The organism is Dyadobacter sp. CY347 (assembly GCF_021502655.1).
GTDB lineage: Bacteria > Bacteroidota > Bacteroidia > Cytophagales > Spirosomataceae > Dyadobacter.
Map to the genome: position 1 here is coordinate 616,074 of NZ_JAKFFT010000002.1, position 19,685 is coordinate 635,758.

At 45.7% G+C, this 19,685-nt stretch carries 13 protein-coding genes; 12 read left to right on the forward strand and 1 reads right to left on the reverse strand.

Features of this window, described 5'->3' with window-relative positions; all coding sequences use genetic code 11:
* Positions 1-43: 43 nt before the first annotated feature.
* A complete protein-coding gene (locus L0659_RS03395; protein ID WP_235124210.1) occupies positions 44-1,648 on the reverse strand; it encodes an amidase in 1,605 nt (534 codons plus the stop codon).
* Between the two features lie 420 nt (positions 1,649-2,068).
* On the opposite strand from L0659_RS03395, the gene L0659_RS03400 reads away from it, so the two are divergent.
* The 12 genes from L0659_RS03400 to L0659_RS03455 all read left to right on the forward strand — a co-directional run bounded on the left by L0659_RS03400 (position 2,069) and on the right by L0659_RS03455 (position 19,662).
* Entirely contained in the window at positions 2,069-2,257 is a 189-nt protein-coding gene (locus L0659_RS03400) for a hypothetical protein (protein WP_235124211.1), read from the forward strand.
* A gap of 71 nt (positions 2,258-2,328) precedes the next feature.
* A complete protein-coding gene (locus L0659_RS03405; RefSeq protein ID WP_235124212.1) occupies positions 2,329-3,423 on the forward strand; it encodes an FAD:protein FMN transferase in 1,095 nt (364 codons plus the stop codon).
* A 52-nt stretch (positions 3,424-3,475) separates the two neighbouring features.
* Positions 3,476-5,569 (forward strand): phosphate acetyltransferase, encoded by a 2,094-nt coding sequence (gene pta / locus L0659_RS03410; RefSeq protein ID WP_235124213.1) that lies wholly within the window; start codon positions 3,476-3,478, stop codon positions 5,567-5,569.
* Complete coding sequence (locus L0659_RS03415; RefSeq protein WP_235124214.1) at positions 5,566-6,795, forward strand: acetate/propionate family kinase; 1,230 nt, start codon at positions 5,566-5,568, stop codon at positions 6,793-6,795. Before pta ends, L0659_RS03415 begins: the two co-directional genes overlap by 4 nt.
* Positions 6,796-6,951: 156 nt before the next feature.
* Positions 6,952-7,563: a TetR/AcrR family transcriptional regulator gene (locus L0659_RS03420; protein ID WP_235124215.1), complete on the forward strand. Its 612-nt coding sequence runs from the start codon at positions 6,952-6,954 to the stop codon at positions 7,561-7,563.
* Positions 7,564-7,623: 60 nt separating this feature from the next.
* The gene (locus tag L0659_RS03425) at positions 7,624-8,940 is read left to right on the forward strand and encodes a TolC family protein (protein WP_235124216.1); all 1,317 of its coding nucleotides are present in this window, start codon (positions 7,624-7,626) and stop codon (positions 8,938-8,940) included.
* A gap of 37 nt (positions 8,941-8,977) precedes the next feature.
* Positions 8,978-10,027, forward strand: coding sequence for an efflux RND transporter periplasmic adaptor subunit (locus tag L0659_RS03430; RefSeq protein WP_235124217.1), 1,050 nt, complete (start codon positions 8,978-8,980; stop codon positions 10,025-10,027).
* A 21-nt stretch (positions 10,028-10,048) separates the two neighbouring features.
* On the forward strand, positions 10,049-13,195 hold the full coding sequence (locus L0659_RS03435) for an efflux RND transporter permease subunit (RefSeq protein ID WP_235124219.1): 3,147 nt from the start codon (positions 10,049-10,051) through the stop codon (positions 13,193-13,195).
* A gap of 446 nt (positions 13,196-13,641) precedes the next feature.
* On the forward strand, positions 13,642-14,847 hold the full coding sequence (gene spt / locus L0659_RS03440; RefSeq protein WP_235124220.1) for a serine palmitoyltransferase: 1,206 nt from the start codon (positions 13,642-13,644) through the stop codon (positions 14,845-14,847).
* The gene (locus L0659_RS03445) at positions 14,844-15,965 is read left to right on the forward strand and encodes a hypothetical protein (RefSeq protein WP_235124221.1); all 1,122 of its coding nucleotides are present in this window, start codon (positions 14,844-14,846) and stop codon (positions 15,963-15,965) included. The genes spt and L0659_RS03445 overlap by 4 nt, the downstream gene beginning before the upstream one ends.
* Positions 15,962-16,987: an NAD(P)-dependent oxidoreductase gene (locus tag L0659_RS03450; RefSeq protein ID WP_235124222.1), complete on the forward strand. Its 1,026-nt coding sequence runs from the start codon at positions 15,962-15,964 to the stop codon at positions 16,985-16,987. Before L0659_RS03445 ends, L0659_RS03450 begins: the two co-directional genes overlap by 4 nt.
* A gap of 107 nt (positions 16,988-17,094) precedes the next feature.
* On the forward strand, positions 17,095-19,662 hold the full coding sequence (locus L0659_RS03455; RefSeq protein ID WP_235124223.1) for a DUF5686 and carboxypeptidase-like regulatory domain-containing protein: 2,568 nt from the start codon (positions 17,095-17,097) through the stop codon (positions 19,660-19,662).
* Positions 19,663-19,685 lie beyond the last annotated feature (23 nt).

Here is a 19,685-nt window from a genome sequence, read left to right on the forward strand (position 1 = left end):
CAGCCCGCAGGTTAGCACGAATAAAGACATTAACCTACAATCATTACCCGGCGAGTGTCTCAATAAATTTGGGAGCTGTTCTATTTTTAGATGCTTGTTCATAAGCATAGGCAATGCGAATGAGCCCGGCGTCTGCAAACGCCTTACCCAAAAATGAAATTCCGATCGGTAGCTCATTTACCGCACCCATTGGAACGGTTACGGAAGGAAATCCTGAAATAGCGGCGGGTCCATAACCGCCATATCCTGACCAAAGATCGCCTTTCACAAGATCATTACACCACGCCGGACCGGTGGCAGGCCCGCAAAGCGCATCCAGTTTTTCCGATTCGAATAATGCATTCAATGCATTTCTCACATTCAGAATTTTCGCCAGGGCCTCCTGGTATTCTTTGGATTGCAAACTGCCTCTCCCTTCTGAAATTTCCAGCAATTCCTGTTGAAAGTACGGCATGGCTTTTGCCGCATTTGCTTTATTGAAGGCAATAAGTTCAGCAAGGGACTTGATTTTAGCATTGGATTTGGAAAGGTATTTATTCAAACCATCCTTGAATTCATATTGGAGCACAATCGATTCGGCATTATCCACTTTTTGTGTCTTCATATAGTCCACTTCTACGATAACAGCGCCTTTCTCTTTCATTTGGACCAATGCTTTTTGTAACAGCGCGTCCACATCTTTATTTTGTTTTAAAAAGCCTTTTTCAACTCCGATCCGCTTGCCATTCAGTCCGTTCAAGTCAAATGAGCCGGAAAAATCGGTGAATTTTTGGTGTGTCACAGGAATTCTGGACGGATCATTTTCATCGGCTCCGATCATGACACTTAATAATGTAGCAGCGTCCGCCACGGTTCTACCCAACGGCCCGGCAGTGTCCTGAGTCGCTGATATGGGGATAATTCCGGACCGGCTCACCAGCCCAACCGTTGGCTTGATCCCGACCACACCATTCGTTGCCGCCGGACATGCAATAGATCCATTTGTTTCTGTGCCTACCGCAACTGCGCAAAGGTTGGCTGCAACCGCCGCGCCCGAGCCCGAACTGGACCCGCACGGAGAACGATCCAATATGTACGGATTTTTTGTTTGTCCTCCGCGGCTGCTCCATCCGCTTGAAGACTGCGTAGACCGGAAGTTGGCCCATTCGCTCAGGTTTGTTTTGCCGAGGATCACTGCGCCGGCTTCGCGTAATTTTTTGACTACAAATGCATCATTCGAAGCAATGTTTCCGGAGAGCGCGATGGAACCCGCAGTCGTCTGCATTTTGTCTTTCGTATCGATATTGTCTTTGATTAATATCGGGATTCCATGCATAGGGCCCCGCAAGCGTCCTTTTTTTCTTTCCGCATCCATCGCTTCTGCAATGGCAAGCGCGTCCGGGTTGATCTCGATGACAGCATTTATTTTCGGGCCGTTACGATCCAGTAAGGCAATTTGATCCAGGTAACTTTTTGTTATAGCGCGTGATGTTAATGTTCCTTTTTTCATTCCATCCTGCATTTGCGCCACCGTCATTTCTGATAATTGAAATGCAGACGCATCCGGCTTCTTCCCGTTGCGCGTTCCCGAATTACAATTTAAAATGGGAAACGCAGCCATAGCAATTCCCGCGGCAGAAGTGAGGCGCACAAAGTTTCTTCGTTTCATAGGAGCATTTTCGTCAGTAAATGCAATATAAAAACTCCTTGAAGCTTTCTTTTACCTGCGCGAATTTTTTTCAGATAACTGTTTCCAGACCCAGAATATCAGCCAGAAAGGGGATATGATGATGACAGTAATGACGGTCGCAATGGCAAGGATCATTGCGAAGAGGAATCTGAAAAGCAGGACGAGATAATGTGTCATGTATGCAATGTGTGTGTGAGTTGTAGAATTAATTATTCTTATACTTTCTTGCACATCGAATGTGTTTGACAAAGCCACAACGAAAGCTGCAAAAGCATAGTTAAAAATGCCCAAATCCTTTAAATCATTTAAATTTATAAGAAAATTTTCATATTAAATTAGGCTGGCATGGTTATTTATTTAATTTTGTCATTGAAAAATATCACATAAACAGTAACGGCTATGAACTTCGTCACAAACATCATATATTATTCAGGTAAGCTACTTTTCGCAACGATTTTGTTTGTTGCAATGATCATTTCCACCATAATTTCGCTGCCATTTATCGGCGCTGGGATGATTAAGGACGCAATTGACTCGCATTCACACCATCATGCAGACAGAAATCACATGGCGGATTATTTCGGATAATACGATATTGACATATAATCGCTTTTGAAAAGGGTGCAGATTTAGGTTCTGCACCCTTTTTTTGTGTTCTGATGGGAGACCAACGCGGCAACATTCACATGGTGAAAGCAGATATTACCTTAAAACAAATACTTTTGGGCATTCAAAAAGCAGCTCGTTATAGTAAGCAAATCACAGTAATGTTTTCAATTAAAAATTTCAAATGGGTGATAGTCCTGGCATTGAGTACGATAGCCAATTATTGCCATGCCCAGGAAAGCCGGTATAGTTTTGAAAAAGGCATGATGGGATCTCCTTTCAAGCTCGTCTTTTATGCAAAAAACGACTCCATAGCCAATGTCGCAGCACAGGCAGCATTCAAACGCATCGAAAAACTGAATGAAATATTAAGTGATTACCGCGATGGCAGCGAAATTAACCTGCTCTCAGCCCAATCGGGCACCGGCAAGTGGATCCCGGTGAGCGCCGACCTGTTCAACATTCTTGCAATCAGCCAGGATATCAGTGAAAAAACGGATGGCGATTTTGATGCAACATTAGGGCCGGTGGTTCAGATGTGGCGCCACGCCACCCGAAAAGGGATCTTTCCTGCTGATTCTGCCATTAAAGATGCCATGTCCAGAACAGGTTATAAAAAATTGAAGCTGGACGTAAAAACGAAAAAAGTGCTTTTAACACAAAAAGGCATGCGCCTGGACATTGGTGGCTTGGGTAAAGGGTTTGCTGCCGAGGAGACTGTTAAAGTTTTGAAGGGCTTTGGTATTCAGTCAGTTATGATGGATGCGGGTGGTAAGATCGTCCTGACGAATCCGCCGCCGGGGGCAAAGGGATGGAACATTACGATTTCAAACGGGAGCGATTCCCTCAAAACAATGCCCTTATCTAATGTTGCGCTAGCCACTTCGGGGCCAACTTACCGCTATATGGAATACAATGGGATCCGGTATTCGCACATTGTTGATCCAAAAACGGGCATAGGCTTGCTTTTCCATGTGCGTACGACCGTGATTTCTCCGGACGGCACTGTTGCTGATGCATTAGCAACGGCATTTAGTGTGGCGGGAATCAAGAAAAGTAAACAAATGATCGCGCAATTTCCTGAAAGCAAGGTTTGGCTCGTGGAAAAGCAGGAGGAGCATGTGGCCGAATGGAACACATTGGAATAATTTTTTAGCTTTTGCCCAAAGCACAGCTCTTACCGCTTTTTAGCTCCACCTTATGACAAAGACCATTTTTATCGCTTCCGCAGAGCCTTATGCAGGGAAGTCAGTGATTGCATTGGGCCTCGTGAATATGCTTTTGTCCAAAACGAAAAAGATCGGTTTTTTTAAACCCATCATTTCTCAGCAGGAGCCCGGGCGAAAAGACAAGCACATTGAGGCGATCATCGACTATTTTTCGCTGCCTATTTCCTATGAAGATACATTTGCTTTCACCCGCCAGGAGGTTTTGCAGCATCCTGAATCCGAGAATTGGGGCGAAATGATCAACACCATTATTACAAAGTTCAAAAAGCTGGAAGAGGATTATGACTTCACAGTAATAGAAGGGAGCGATTTTTTAGGAGAAGGGATTGCTTTTGAATTTGAATCCAATGCGGCCATCGCCAAAAACCTCGGCGCGCCGGTGCTGACGATCATTAATGGTGAAAATAAATCGACGGCACAGATTATCAATTCTGCGCTGAATGTGCTGAGGAATTTTGAATCTCGGGAAGTTCAGGTGCTGGGCATTGTCGCTAACCGCGTGAAGGCTGAGCAGGTTGAAGATGTACGGGAATTATTGAGAATGCAGCTGCCAAAGGAGATTATGCTGACCGTCATTCCCTGGGAAAAAGCATTGCAAAGCCCTACTATGCGGGAAATTACTGACGCGCTGGATGCCAAGGTCCTTTTCGGAGAGCATTTGTTGTCGGCACAAGTGGATAATTATGTGACGGGCGCGATGATGCTCCCTAACTTTTTAAATCATATCAAAGAAAATGTGCTGATCATCACACCCGGTGACCGGGGCGACATTGTGATCGGTGCATTACAGGCCAACCTTTCCACCAATTATCCCAAAGTGGCGGGCATAGTCCTCACCGCCGGAACGATTCCGGAAGAGCCGGTTATTCGCCTGATCGAAGGTTTGCAGACGATTATACCGATCATTTCCGTGCAGCAAGGCACATTTGGGACAACCACGGCCATTGGCGCGATACATTCACGCATTACTGCCGATAATACTAAAAAGATCGAGCTGGCGATTGATACATTTGAGAAATATGTGGATATGAAGGTCCTGGACGACAAGATCATTACATTCCAGCCGGAAGGCATTACGCCGCATATGTTTCAATATCAATTGGTTAAATGGGCAAAAAGCCAGAAAAAGCACATTGTGCTGCCGGAAGGAAATGACGACCGGATCCTGCGTGCCGCTGCAAGGCTTATCAGCCAGAATGTCGTTGACCTGACCATCCTCGGAGATCAGACAGAAGTGGCTGCTGCGGTCAAAAGGCTTGGGATTGATCTTGATCTGAATGTTGTCCGGATCATTAACCCAGCCAATTCTGAACATTACGAAAATTACGTGGAGACGCTTTTTGAGCTCCGGAAAAATAAAAATGTGAACCTGGAAATGGCGCGCGATTTGATGACCGACGTTTCCTATTTCGGAACAATGATGGTTTACAAAGGCCATGCAGACGGGATGGTCTCAGGCGCGGTGCATACGACCCAGCACACGATCCGGCCGGCTTTGCAGTTTATCAAAACGAAACCCGGCGTTTCCATTGTTTCGTCGATCTTTTTCATGTGCCTGCCCGACCGCGTGGCGATCTTCGGCGATTGCGCCGTGAACCCCAATCCAACTGCTTCGCAGCTGGCAGACATTGCGATTTCTTCCGCTGAAAGCAGCGCGAGATTTGGCATTGAGCCACGCATTGCCATGCTATCTTACTCTTCCGGAACGTCTGGCGAGGGCGAGGATGTGGAACGCGTCCGCGAGGCGACGGCCATTGTGAAGCAACGTGCGCCGCATTTAAAAGTGGAAGGCCCGATCCAGTATGACGCTGCTGTGGACCCGATTGTAGGAAACCAGAAGCTTTCCAATTCCGAAGTGGCAGGAAAGGCCAGCGTGCTGATTTTCCCGGATTTGAACACTGGAAATAACACTTATAAAGCCGTTCAGCGTGAAACAGGCGCGTTGGCGATTGGCCCGATGTTGCAGGGATTGAACAAACCGATTAATGACCTGAGCCGCGGATGCACCGTCGACGATATTTTTAACACCGTGGTAATTACTGCCATTCAATGTCAGCAAGAATGAACATTCTCATTATCAATTCAGGAAGCAGCTCGCTTAAATATCAGTTTTTTAAAATGCCCGAACAGAAACCGCTTTGTTCGGGGATCATTGAGCGGATAGGAAAGGAAAATTGCTTCATCAGGCACAAAGTCTGGAAAGACGGCATAGAAAAGCTTACGGAGAAAACGTTTTTTGTAAGAGACCATTCCGAAGGACTTCAAAATGTAGTGCAATTGCTGACCGACCCTGAAACGGGTTTGCTGGAAAATACCAGTGAAATTGAGGTTGTCGGGCATAGAGTGGTGCACGGAGGTGAATATTTTACGGCGGCTGTTGAGATTACGGATGAGGTGAAAGAAAAAATCCGCTCGCTTTTTTCCCTCGCGCCGCTGCACAATCCGGTCAATTTCAAATGCATTGAAATAGCAGAACAGACATTCCCGAACGCGAAACAGATCGCAGTTTTCGACACAGCCTTTCATCAATCGATGCCGGAATATGCCTTTCGCTATGCGATTCCTGAAAAATATTATTCCCAAATGCGGATCCGCGCTTACGGGTTTCATGGTACGAGCCACAAATTTGTGAGCGCGGCGGCAATGGCCTGGATGAACAAGCCTGATGCGAAAATCATCAGCATTCACTTGGGGAACGGATGCAGCATTACTGCCGTGGACGCTGGTAAGTCGCTGGATACGAGCATGGGTTTCGGGCCGTTGAGCGGGCTTATCATGGGAACCCGGTCGGGTGACATTGATCCGTCTGTGATTTTGCATCTGCTGCGGCAGGAGAAGATAACGCCGGACGAAATGGATATTTTGCTGAACAAACAATCGGGAATGCTTGGGCTAACCGGTCATAGCGATATGCGTGATGTGCGAAAATTGCTTGAAATGGGCAATTACGATGCTGAACTGGTCGCAGATATGTTTGCTTACCGCATCAAAAAATACATTGGCTCCTATGCCGCAATATTAAATGGGCTGGACGCCATTATCTTCACAGCGGGCGTAGGGGAGAATGATGCGCTGATGCGCGAGCGCGTTTGCAGGGATATGGAATTTTTAGGGTTGCATATGGATTCGGAACGTAACAGGGTGAAATCAGACGAAATTAAGGAGATTAGTAAGGAAGGATCAGGGGTGAAAATTTTGGTTGTGCCTACTAATGAGGAGTTTGAAATCGCGCGGCAGAGCTATGAGTTGCTTAGCGAGGAGCCGCCTTGCGAACAGATTGAATTGTATTAAAATGATAAATATTAGTTTTAAATCATAGTTTTAAATGGTTGTTTAAATTATTCATTTAAAATGTTTGTGGAATTGAAAAAAATGCAGACCTTTGGTTTGTATTAATACAGTGCGCAGAAAAAAAAGACCTGACAATAAATCAAAAAGGACAAGCAAGTGAAGTGTATTACGGAAAAAAGCGAGGATAAGATCAAGGACGCGGCGAGGAGGGTTTTTCTGAAAAAGGGCTTTGACGGAACAACGTCCCGGGACATTGCCCGCGAAGCCGACATGAACATTGCATTGACCAATTATTATTTTAGGAGCAAGGAAAAGCTGTTCCTTGAAATTTTCAGTGAAGTGTTTGCCCAGTATTTTAGCAACACCATTGAAATACTGAACAAAAAAATCGGGATTAAGGAGAAGATCTCGGAAATGATCGAGCATGATTTTGACATGATGAAAAATGAGCCGGATATGGTCATATTTATCATGAATGAGATCCACAAAGAGCCGGATCGCCTGTTTACCGGAATGTCGCATTTCAAGCAATTGCAGGAAACCTATTTTACTAAGCAGCTTGAAGAAGGCATTGCTGCGGGCACGATCAGGGATTTGCGCATGGAAAATTTACTGCCGCTGATCAAATGTTCGGTCGAATTCATCTATCTGGCTAAACCGATCCACAAGAAATTATATAACATGACCGACGAGGATTTTGAGAAATTCGCTGAAACACAGAAAGAGCACATCAAGGAGATGATTTGCAGTTATCTGGTGATTGGTTAAATTTTTTTTGCCCCTCGTTTAAACAAACATTTAAAATAAACATTTACTTGACTTTTAGCCATGAAATTAAAATTTCATATCGCAGCACTGTTGTCTTTTTTGGCGACAGGCAGCATTAAAGCGCAGGAACATTCGCTGCCGCAACTTTTAGAATTAGCCATGAAAAATGATTTTAGCATTCAATCCGCGCAATTGGAAGAAAGGAAAACCAATGCCAGGATTGACGAAGTGAAATCGGCGCTGCTGCCCAGCGTGAATGTGACCGGGGACTATAAGCGCTACTTCAAGATTCCAGGGCAGGTTGTGCCGGCGAGCGCATTCGGCGGGCCGGAAGGACAGTATAGCACCTTGGCGTTTGGTTTACCGTACAATTTGTCAACAACCGCGCAAGTAACTCAGAATCTGTACAATCCATCTGTCAGATACGCATTAAAAGCTGCTAACCTGAACCGAGAACTGACTTCATTAAGCACTGTAAAAACCAAGGAAGATGTCGCTTATAATGTTACAGACGCTTATTACAACCTGGTTACGGTAGTGCAGCAAATGGCTTTTCTTGATAGCAACCTCATTTCGCTCGACCGCATGTATAAGGTTTCAGACCTCCTCTATCAGAATAAATTAGGCCAGCGCGTGGATGTGGACAGGATTTTAATCAACAAAACCACAACAGAAACGCAGCTGGCGACATTGAAAGATAATTACAGCCAGCTCATTAACCTGCTTAAATATTACACCGGAACACCGCAGTCTGATTCCTTGCGTATAGCAATCAACGTAAGCGATGTTACGCTTCCCGTGCAGTCCCAGGATGCTGAGTTAAAGCGCACAGATGTGGCTTTAATTCAAAAACAGCGCGATTTGAACGAGTTGCAGGACAAGAACATCAAGTCCGGATTTATACCCACGGTGAGTGCTTACGGAACAGCGAATATGTCTTTTTATGCCAAAACAGGGGAGAATTCAACATTCCAGGATGTGCCGGGTTACTGGGCTGGTTTGCAGCTGAACTGGAGTGTGTTTGACGGAATGGCCAGGCGCGCGAAAAGAAGTCAAAACCAGATCGATAACGAAAAACTAGGCGTGCAGCTTCGACAGGTGCGTGAGTCCATCGCCATGGAAGAAGCCAATGCAAGGAACAAATTTGCCGTTGAGCAAAGGAACATTAATGCCCGGAAAGACCAGGTGGCGCTGGCGGGAAGAGTTTACAACCAGATCCAACTACAATTTAAGGAAGGAACAGTTTCGCTGACGGATGTAATCCAAGCCGAGAACAGCAACCTGGACGCGCAGAGCAATTACCTGACCTCGCTGGTTCAACTCCTGAAAGCTGAGTTGGAATGGAAAAAGGCGACCGGCTCATTGATACAAAAATAAGATACTCAATCACTACTTATACATTAACATCAAGATTATGAAACGCTTACTTATATTTTTAGCCGTGATTGCCGGCATTGGCCTTACTGCTGCCAAGTTGTTGGACAACAAAGAAAAAACTGCTCAGAAAGTCTATATTCCGGATGCAGATCCCAAAGTAGGGGTGAAGGTTGCTGTTGCAGAAATGCGCAAATTATCCCAGGAAGCATCGTTTTTAGGCTCGTTTACGCCTAACCGGAAAGTCGAGATCCGTCCGCAGGCTGGTGGCGAAATCGTTCGCCTGAATATTCAGGAAGGTCAGTTTGTAAAAGCAGGACAACTTATCGCTAAGCTCGATGATGAGCAACTGCGTTATCAGATCGAGGCTGCGCAGGTTACATTGGAAGGTTATCAGAATGATTTGAAGCGTTACGAAGTGCTCGTAAAAGGCGACGCGGTTCCGGCTGTTAACCTGGAAAGATCGCAGTTGAGCATCCGCAGCACAGAGGCGCAGATCAAACAATTGAAAAAACAAGTTTCCAACACAAGCATTATCGCGCCGTTCTCTGGGATTGTTACAGCTAAAATGGTTGAAAAAGGCTCGGTAGTGAGCATAGGAACGCCTATGGCTGAAATCACGGACATTTCACTTTTGAAACTAGTGGTGAACATTCCAGAAAAATCAGTGAATGAATTCCGCAACGGCAAAACGATCGGCATTAAAACAGACGTTTATCCGGATGCTAATTTCAGCGGAAAAGTGACGATGGTAAGCGCAGAAGGCGACGATGCACACAACTATCCGGTTGAGATCACGGTTCAGAATTCTCAGAAAAATCCTTTGAAAGCGGGCATGTATGGCTCCATTGCCAATGCTGCGGAAGTAAAAGGCGAGGCGCTGGCGATCCCGCGTCAGGCCATTACGGGTTCGGCCAAACAGCCGCAGGTTTATGTGGTTGAAAATGGTAAAGCGAAGCTGCGCGATGTGGCGATAGGAGCGACTACAAATGAATTTTATGAAATAACAAAAGGTCTGAAAGCAGGTGAGCAAGTGGTTACCAGCGGCCAGATCAACCTGCAAAACGGCACTTCTGTCATTGCACAATAACCCCCATTAGCCAGAGAAATCATGAAATTTATTCAAGCCATATTAAAACGTCCGTCGATGATCATTGTGCTGTTCGCAGTGCTGATCCTCGGGGGGCTCGTTTCCTACACGCAGCTGAATTACATGCTGTTGCCGGAATTTTCAGTGCCAACGATCACAATCACAACGGTTTACCCGGGCGCAGCGCCGACGGAGGTCGAATCCGAAGTGAGTAAAAAGATCGAAGATGCCGTTTCGGGCCTCGACAACATTAAGGAAGTAACTTCCAAGTCTTTGGAAAGTGCGTCGTTGGTTATTGTAGAATTTAAAGCAGGAACGGACATTGACAAAGCATTGGAAGATGCGCAGCGCGATGTGAACAACATGCTGAGCGACTTGCCGGATGATGCAGAGACTCCATCATTATCCAAAATATCACCTAGCGATCAGCCGATTATGCAGCTGCTTGCAACTTCGAGCCTGCCTAATGAAGTGTTTTATCAACAGGTTGAAGACAAATATCTGCCCATACTCACACAGATCGAAGGCGTTGCTGAAATCACCATGACCGGTGGCGATCAGCGTGAGATCCGTGTGAATGTGAACAATGATAAGCTCAACTTTTACGGATTATCACTTTTGCAGGTTACGCAGGCCATTAACCAGGCTAACCTCGACTTCCCGACCGGAAAAGTAAAAAGCACAAGTGAAAATATGACATTGCGTCTCGCTGGGAAATTCACTTCCATCGACGACATCAGAAATCTGGTCATCGCCTCACCCGTAACAGGCAGCCCCATCCGCGTAGGCGACGTAGCCAGCATTACCGACGGACTTACGGATGCAGAAAGCATCAGCCGTTATAATGGGATCAACGGGATTGGGTTATTTGTCAAAAAACAATCGGATGCCAATGCGGTTGAGATCAGTAAATCCATTCAAGCGAAGCTTTCGGAAATTGAAAAAACCAATGTAAGGGACAAAGTAAAATTTGCGATCGCTTACGACAGCAGCATTTTTACACTGGAATCGGTTCAGGCGGTGACGCATGACCTGATTATTGCGGTGATCCTGGTGGCGGCGGTGATGCTCTTGTTCCTGCACAGTTTCAGAAATGCTTTCATTGTCATGGTGTCGGTCCCGGCATCATTGATTGCGGCTTTCCTATTTATGTATGTAATGGGCTACTCGCTGAACCTGATGACATTGCTGGCGCTTTCGCTGGTAATCGGGATTTTGGTCGATGACTCGATTGTAATTTTGGAAAACATTCAGCGACACCTGGAAATGGGCAAAAACCGCTGGGACGCGACCATTGAAGGGGTTACAGAAATCGGATTTGCAGCATTGGCGATCACATTGGTAATCGTGGTTGTTTTTGTCCCGATCACATTTGTGAACTCGGTTATCGCCGATTTGCTTCGTCAATTCAGCTTAACAGTTGCATTTGCAACTATGGTCAGCTTGCTCGTAAGTTTCACGCTTACGCCGTGGATGACTTCCAAAATGGCGCGGATTGAACATTTGGATCCAAAAAATCCGGTTCAGGCTTTCTTATTATGGTTTGAAAAAGGGCTTACCAAAATGACCAAATGGTATCACGGCAGTTTGCAGTGGGTTTTGGGCCATAAGCTGGCGTTTTCAGGAATTTTAATAGCGATTTTCGGGATGACAGTTTGGGTAATGAGCCTTGGAATTATTGGTTCAGAGTTCGTGGCCGAAGGTGATCAGGGTAAATTCCTGCTTACCATGAAACTGGACAAAAGCGCTTCTTTGCAACAGAATAACCTTACGTCCAGACAAATAGAAGATTATCTAAGAAAAAAACCGGAGGTAAAAACGATCTTCGCGAACGTTGGCGGAGCCAGCACAGGCTTGAACAGCTCCGGTCGCGGCGAAACGAACAGAACGGAATTGACCGTAGAACTAATCCCAGCAGACGAACGTGCGAATGCACAACCAACTGAGGATTACATGCTTGCCGTGCGGAAAGAATTGGAGCAGAAATTCGCCGGCGTGGAATTCAATTCCGCAGCCGTCGGAATGGTCAACTCAGGTGCTTCGCCAATTGAGATTTTCCTGAGCGGTGATGATCTGGATAAAATCCTCGTTTCAGCCAATGATCTTGCCAACCGATTGAGAAAAACACCAGGTGCTAATGACGTCAATGTGTCGGTAGAAGCCGGTAACCCCGAAGTACGTGTTGAAATAGACCGTGAAAAAATGGCGAAGCTCGGACTGGATATTCAGACTGTGGGCGCAACGATGCAGAATGCTTTTGCCGGAAATGATGATTCCAAATACCGGGATGGCGGTGAAGATTACGAGATCCGTATTATGCTTGATGCGTTCGACCGGAAAAATCCGGATGATGTCAAAAATATAAATTTTTATAGTCCGGCAGCCAAGCGCCCGGTGCGCCTGGCCGAGTTCGCGAATGTAAGTTTGAGCAACGGACCGTCCATCGTGGAGCGTAAGAACCGTCGTTCATCCGTAACTGTAACCGCTAATACATTAGGGATTGGATCGGGGACATTGGTGAGCAATATTCAGGCAGGTTTGGTGGAGAAGCCGCTTCCGTCCGACGTAATCTTAACCTGGGGCGGTGACGCGAAAAACCAGAGCGAAGGTTTCGGTTCATTAGGTCTGGCCATGCTCGCGGGGTTGGTTTTGGTATACTTTATCATGGTGCTGCTGTACGATAGTTTCGTGTATCCGCTGGTGGTATTGTTCTCAATTCCGGTTGCGGTGGTAGGCGCGCTTCTGGCACTCGCATTGTCATCGTCGAACATTGGTATTTTTGCCCTTTTGGGAATGCTGATGCTGATTGGGCTTGTGGTTAAAAATGCAATTCTGATCGTCGACTTTGCCAATCAGCAAAAAGAGCTTGGTGTACCGTTCAGGGAAGCCATTCTGATTGCCGGAGAGGAGCGTCTTCGTCCGATTTTAATGACAACCATTGCGATGGTGATCGGGATGGTTCCTATTGCAACGGCGACAGGTGCCGGTGCAGAATGGAAGAATTCGCTGGCATGGGTTTTAATAGGTGGACTAACAAGTTCAATGCTTTTAACCATCTATCTCGTACCAATGATGTATTACCTGGTCGACAGAGCGGCGGAAAAGTGGGCAACTGTGAAATTCCGGCCTGGCACAATATCACGTGGTGTAGTGGCTGAGGAAGCCTAGCTAGAATAGACGTTAACATGAAAAAATTCTGTTTGAAAAAGTTCCTGTTTTTGAAAAACTGAAAGTTAAGTGTGTCAGAACTTGGCATTTTAAGAGCTCAGCGGGTAAAAAGTGCAAAAAGTTTTTTTTCATGTTAACGGTAAAATGCAAAATGAATAGGCAATTTGATGAACTAGTATGGCAGGTATCGGGTTTACCTTTTAACTTTGAATGCCAGTAGATAAATTCCGGTAAATTGTTGAGGCCGGAGCGTAGTTTAAGAACAGGATAATTGAAGGCCGCAGCAAGCGAAACTGACATTTTTATCAAACTCAAGTTCTAAAAAAATTAGCATGGAAAATAACCACTACAATACCAACTGATCTCTCTGATCACCCCACAGCCTCGGCTCAAAAGCCATCAGGCACCCCACTAAAAGAAGCTGTTGATTCTGACATTAATTACTTATGGGTAAAAAATTAAATAAGCGCATCGCCGAATTTAAAGACGCGGCTATCATTCGATCCAAAGGTCTTTATCCTTACTTCCGTCCCATCGAATCGGGGCAAGACACGGAGGTTATCATCAATGGAAAGCCGGTCCTCATGTTTGGATCTAACTCATATTTGGGACTGACCTCGCACCCCTATATTATCGAGTCATCTCAAAAAGCCGTACAAAAGTATGGAAGCGGATGTGCTGGTTCGCGCTTCCTTAACGGAACGCTGGACATTCACGAAGAGTTGGAAAGAAGGCTTGCCGCTTACACGGGAAAAGAAGCTTCGGTGCTATTTAGCACGGGTTACCAGGCGAACCTGGGCGCATTATCAAGCCTTACCGGCCGTAACGATTACCTGATCCTGGACGAAAGCGACCATGCTTCTATCATTGACGGATGCCGCTTGTCATTTTCAAAAGTGATCAAATACGCGCACAACGACATGAAGGACCTCAGGAAAAAACTGAGCCTTTTGCCGGAAGAAGCCGTGAAGCTGATCGCTACGGACGGGATTTTCAGCATGGAAGGTGACATTGTGAAACTTCCTGAACTGAATGCCATTGCAGCAGAGTTTGACGCTTCAGTTTTGGTTGATGATGCGCATAGTTTAGGTGTAATTGGTAAAAACGGTGCGGGAACAGCTTCCTACTTCGGCCTGACCGATACTACGGACCTGATCATGGGCACATTCAGTAAATCACTTGCTTCATTAGGCGGATTTATTGCCGGAGATGCAGCAACCATTGATTATCTGAAACACCGCGCACGCTCATTGATGTTCAGCGCGAGTATGACGCCAGCTGCGGTTGGCAGCACATTGGCAGCATTGGATATTATTGAATCCGAGCCGCATCACATTGAGCGCCTTTGGGCTAACACAAGATATGCAAAAGAACTTTTGCTTGTCAATGGTTTTGACCTGGGAAATACAGAAAGCCCGATCCTGCCGGTTTACATCCGCGATAATGAGAAGACATTCCTGATGACCAAGCTGTTGCAGGAAGATGGTGTTTTTGTGAACCCGGTTGTTTCGCCAGCGGTTCGTCCGGAACATTCATTGATCCGATTCTCGCTGATGGCTACGCATACATTTGGACAGATAGAGGAAGCGGTTGATAAAATGGCTAAAATATATCGTCAGATCTGTCCAGAAGCTGTAACCGCAAAACTATGAAGCGTATTGCCCACGTAAACTCTCCCAAAGAACTGGCATCATTCATTGATTTTCCCCATGATCTATATCAGGGAAATCCCAATTATGTGCCGGAACTATTTATAGCACAGCGGGATATGCTTTCTCCGAAGAAGCATCCTTTTTATGAACATTCGGAAGTGCAGCTATTTCTGGCTTATGAGGGAGACAAGATCGTGGGACGGGTCGCTGCCATTTATAACCGCAACCACAATGCGTTTACAAACAGGAAGGACGGTTTCTTTGGTTTTTTTGACACAATCGATGACCAGGAAACGGTTGATCTGCTTATTAAGCAAGCGTCGGAATGGGTAAAGGAAAAAGGCGCGGATAATATTATCGGGCCGGTGAATTTGTCAACCAATGACACCGTAGGCTTGCTGATCGAAGGATATGACAAGCCGCCGATGGCCATGATGCCTTACAATCCGCCTTACTATGTGCCTTTGCTTGAAAAAACAGGGCTTGTTAAGAAAACGGATCTGCTTGCTTACGAGATCAATGTGAACGAGGCGAATGACAAGTCGGTAAGGCTGATCGAAGCGCTGGAAGGAAGGCTGAAAAGAAGCGGCATCACGATTCGGAAGATTAACCTGAAAGACTTCAAAAATGAGGTTGTCAAGATCAGGGAAATTTACAACAGTGCCTGGGACAAGAATTTAGGCTTTGTTCCGATGACCGAAAAGGAATTCGATTACCTGGCCAATGATTTGAAACTGGTCCTTGATCCGAACTTCTGTCTCGTTGCAGAGAAGGATAACAAGCTGGTGGGTTTTGTGCTGGGCATCCCGGACATTAACCAGATCCAGATCAAGATCAAAAAAGGACGTTTGTTGCCAACCGGAATATTTAAACTCCTGTTTGGTAAAAAAGATATAACCCGCATCCGCGTACTCACATTAGGTGTGATTGAAGGATATCGTAAAATGGGCATAGAAGCCTGTTTATACGGCCATATCATCAAAAATACTTACGGAACGAAAATTACGGGAGGTGAATGTTCGTGGATGTTGGAAGGAAATTATCTGATGAACCACGCCATTGAGCAGATCAACGGAAAGCTGTACAAACGGTACAGATTGTTGGAAAAGGCAATATGAAAGAGAAAGTATTCATCACGGGGGCGAGCGGTTTTATCGGATTTCATCTGGTGGAAGCCGCACTGGAAGCAGGCATGGAAGTGCACGCAGCAGTAAGGCCTTCCAGCGACCTCACCTTTCTGAAAAAGCTGCAAGGCGATTTGGAAAAAACCGGAAAAGGGCCGCTGACGTTTGTGAATACGAATTTTGAGTCAAGGGATTCCTTGACAGAATTATTGGAAAATGGGGGCTATTCCTACATTATCCATGCAGCAGGAGTGACGAAGGCTAAAAAAACGGCTGTTTACAACAAAGTCAATGCAGAATATTCGCTGCATCTGGCGCAGGCCGCAATGTCAGCCAATATTCCTTTAAAGCGCTTTGTTTTCCTGAGCAGTCTGGCCGCGATTGGCCCATTGTCTTATGCTGAGCAACAGCCCATTACGGAGGAAACATTACCCATTCCTGTGACTGATTATGGTAAAAGTAAACTGCTTGCCGAGCAATATCTCGAACAGGTAAGCGGCCTGCCACTCACCATCATCCGTCCGACTGCCGTTTACGGTCCCGGTGAAAAGGATTTGTTTATTCTTTTCAAAACACTGAACAAAGGATTGGATGCATATATAGGCAAGGGCCCGCAGCGGCTGAGCTTCGTTTATGTAAAAGATCTTGTGGCCGCAACCATGGCCGCAATGCTGGAAAACCAGCGCGAAATCACAGTATACAATATTTCCGACGGACAGGCTTACGACCGCTATGCATTCGCAGACCGGTTCCGGGAAATCAGTGGTAAAAGCATCTTCCGGACTCATTTGCCATTGTTTTTGGTAAAGCTGACAGCCGGATTCCTGGATTTTGTCTATGGATTTACCTCCGTAACCCCGGTTTTAAACAAGGAAAAGCTCAAAGAGCTCACAGCTTCCAACTGGATCTGTAGCATAGACGCAGCCAGGAACAGCCTGCACTATACACCGCAATACGACTTGCGGCAAGGCATGCAGGAAACCCTGATGTGGTACAAAGAAAATAAGTGGCTATAACAACATTTTGGGTTATCTGATTGATCATGATGCGGGATTCCCGTCAGGAAACCCATGTACATGATGCATGCCAAAGTCATGAAAAAACACGTTTCGACGTTCAAAAAATGAAAACAATAAGTAAGTCGGTATGGTTAAAAATTTTCCTGCTGATCTGTCTCGTACAGATCGTTTCGGGAACGGCCATAGCGCAGAGCACCTCAATTAAAGGAACCGTTACCGACGCAAAAACAGGCGAAACTTTGCCTTTTGTGTCCATACTCATCCCGGGAACAACCATGGGAACAGCTTCCGATGCAGACGGAAAATACGCGATGACATTGCGTGAAGATTACAAAACCGTAAAATTCACATACGTAGGATATCTCAGCATTGAAAAACCAATCACGCCAGGCGTTGATCAGGTGATTAATGTGAAAATGGCAGTGGATGCTTCAATGTTGAAAGAAGTGACCATTAAAGGAAGGGGACGTTACAGAAACAAGGATAATCCGGCTGTTCAGCTGATCCGCGAAGTAATCGCGCACAAGGACCAGAACAAAATGGCGGCCAGTGACTTCGTTGAGTACGAGCAATATGAAAAGATATCTTTCGCGCTGAGCAATTTGTCTGATAATTTCAAAGAGAAACGCATTTTCAAGAACTATCAATTCCTTTTTGAAGATCAGGATTCGACGGCAATGGGTGGCAAGAATATGTTGCCTGCCTACATTCAGGAAAAGCTTTCGCAGGTTTATTTCAGAAAAAATCCTTATACCAAAAAGCAATGGGTGCTGGCCAACAGAAGGGCAGAATTTGACGCAAAATTTGTGGATAATGACGGTTTGAGCGCTTATTTCAACCGCTTGTATGAAGATGTTAATCTCTACGAAAACGACATTTCCATTGCTACGAACCTTTTATTAAGCCCGATCGCGAACTCGGCCCCAACATTCTACAAGTTCTTCATCCGCGATACGATCAAGACCGAAACGCCTTGGCTGGTTGAACTGGGTTTTGTCCCAAGAAATAAAACAGACATGCTTTTTGAAGGCAAGCTATTTATCACACTGGATGGAAATTATGGGGTTCAAAATGCCTATTTAACAGTTAACAAAGACATTAACCTCAATTTCATGCGTGACCTCGAAGCACGTCTGGAATACGAAAAAGGACCTGACGGCCGCTATCACCCGACAAAAACAACATTGGGCATGGAGTTCGCACTGGGCGAGAAGAATGCAGGTTTTTACGGTCAGCGCGTGGTGAATTTCAAAAACTACACCATTAACCAAAGCCGGCCGGACAGCGTTTACAACGGGCCGAGGGAAGAAGTTGCCTTTAACCCAAGCGCGAATGCAGGCGAAGCGTTCTGGGCTGGTGCGCGGCACTTGCCTCTGGAAAAAATGGAGCTGAACATTTACAGAAATGTGGATACGCTTCAAACTATTCCATCTTTTCGCCGCACGATGGACATTGCTACACTTTTGCTGTCGGGTTACAAGTCGTTTGGTAAAGTAGAAGTTGGGCCGGTAAATACGTTTTACAGTTTCAACCCGGTGGAAGGTTTCAGGCTGCGTTTCGGTGGACGGACGACCACGGATTTTAGCAAACGCTTTTATCTGGAAACTTATGCAGCTTATGGTTTTAAAGATCAGAAGTGGAAGTATTTTCTGAGCGGCACTTATTCTTTCAATAACAAATCCGTTTACCATTTCCCGCTCAATTACATCCGCGCAAGTTATCAGCGCGACACCAAGATCCCGGGTCAGGATTTGCAGTTTGTGCAGGAAGACAACTTCCTGTTGTCATTCAAAAGAGGCGATAATAACCGCTGGCTTTACAATGATGTGTACAAGCTGGAATATGTGCGCGAATTCGAAAGCCGCTTTTCTTACAAAATTGGTTTTACCAATTGGAGACAAACACCAGCCGGAATTTTACGATACGAAAAGCTTAATAATGAAGGTGTTATAGAGAACGTAGGCGCGTTGAGCAACACAGAAGCGAACCTGGAACTGCGCTATGCACCGCACGAGCAATATTATCAGGGAAAACTGTATCGCACGCCGATCATTAACAAATATCCGATTTTCACCGTGCGCTATAATGCAGGTTTGAAGGGAGTTTTTGAAGGTCAGAACCGCTATCATAATGTTTCTGCGAACATTGCGAAACGTGTTTACCTGTCACAGTTTGGTTATGCGGATGTGACGGCCGAGGGGAGTTACATTTTAGGGAATAAAGTCCTTTTTCCGCTGCTTACCATTCACCGCGCCAACCAGACTTACGCTTACCAGCTCAACAGCTATAACCTGATGAACTTCCTGGAATTTGTGAGCGATCATTATGCCAGTCTGGATGTGCAGTATTACATGAACGGGTTTCTTTTCAATAAAATACCATTGTTGAAAAAACTGAAACTGAGAGAAGTTTTCAGTTTCAAAGGTCTGATGGGCGGACTTCGGGATGAAAACAACCCGGCGAATAACCCCGGACTTTTCCGCTTTCCGGTGGATGAGAATGGTAAACCGATCAGCTATACATTGTCGCGTGAGCCTTACATTGAGGGAAGTGTGGGTGTAGCGAACATTTTCAAGTTGCTGAGAGTGGACCTGGTGAAACGTTTTACCTATCTCGACAATCCGAATGTTTCGGAGTGGGGGATCAGGGCGAGGTTCAGGCTTGATTTTTAAGAGAATAAAAAGACACGACACCA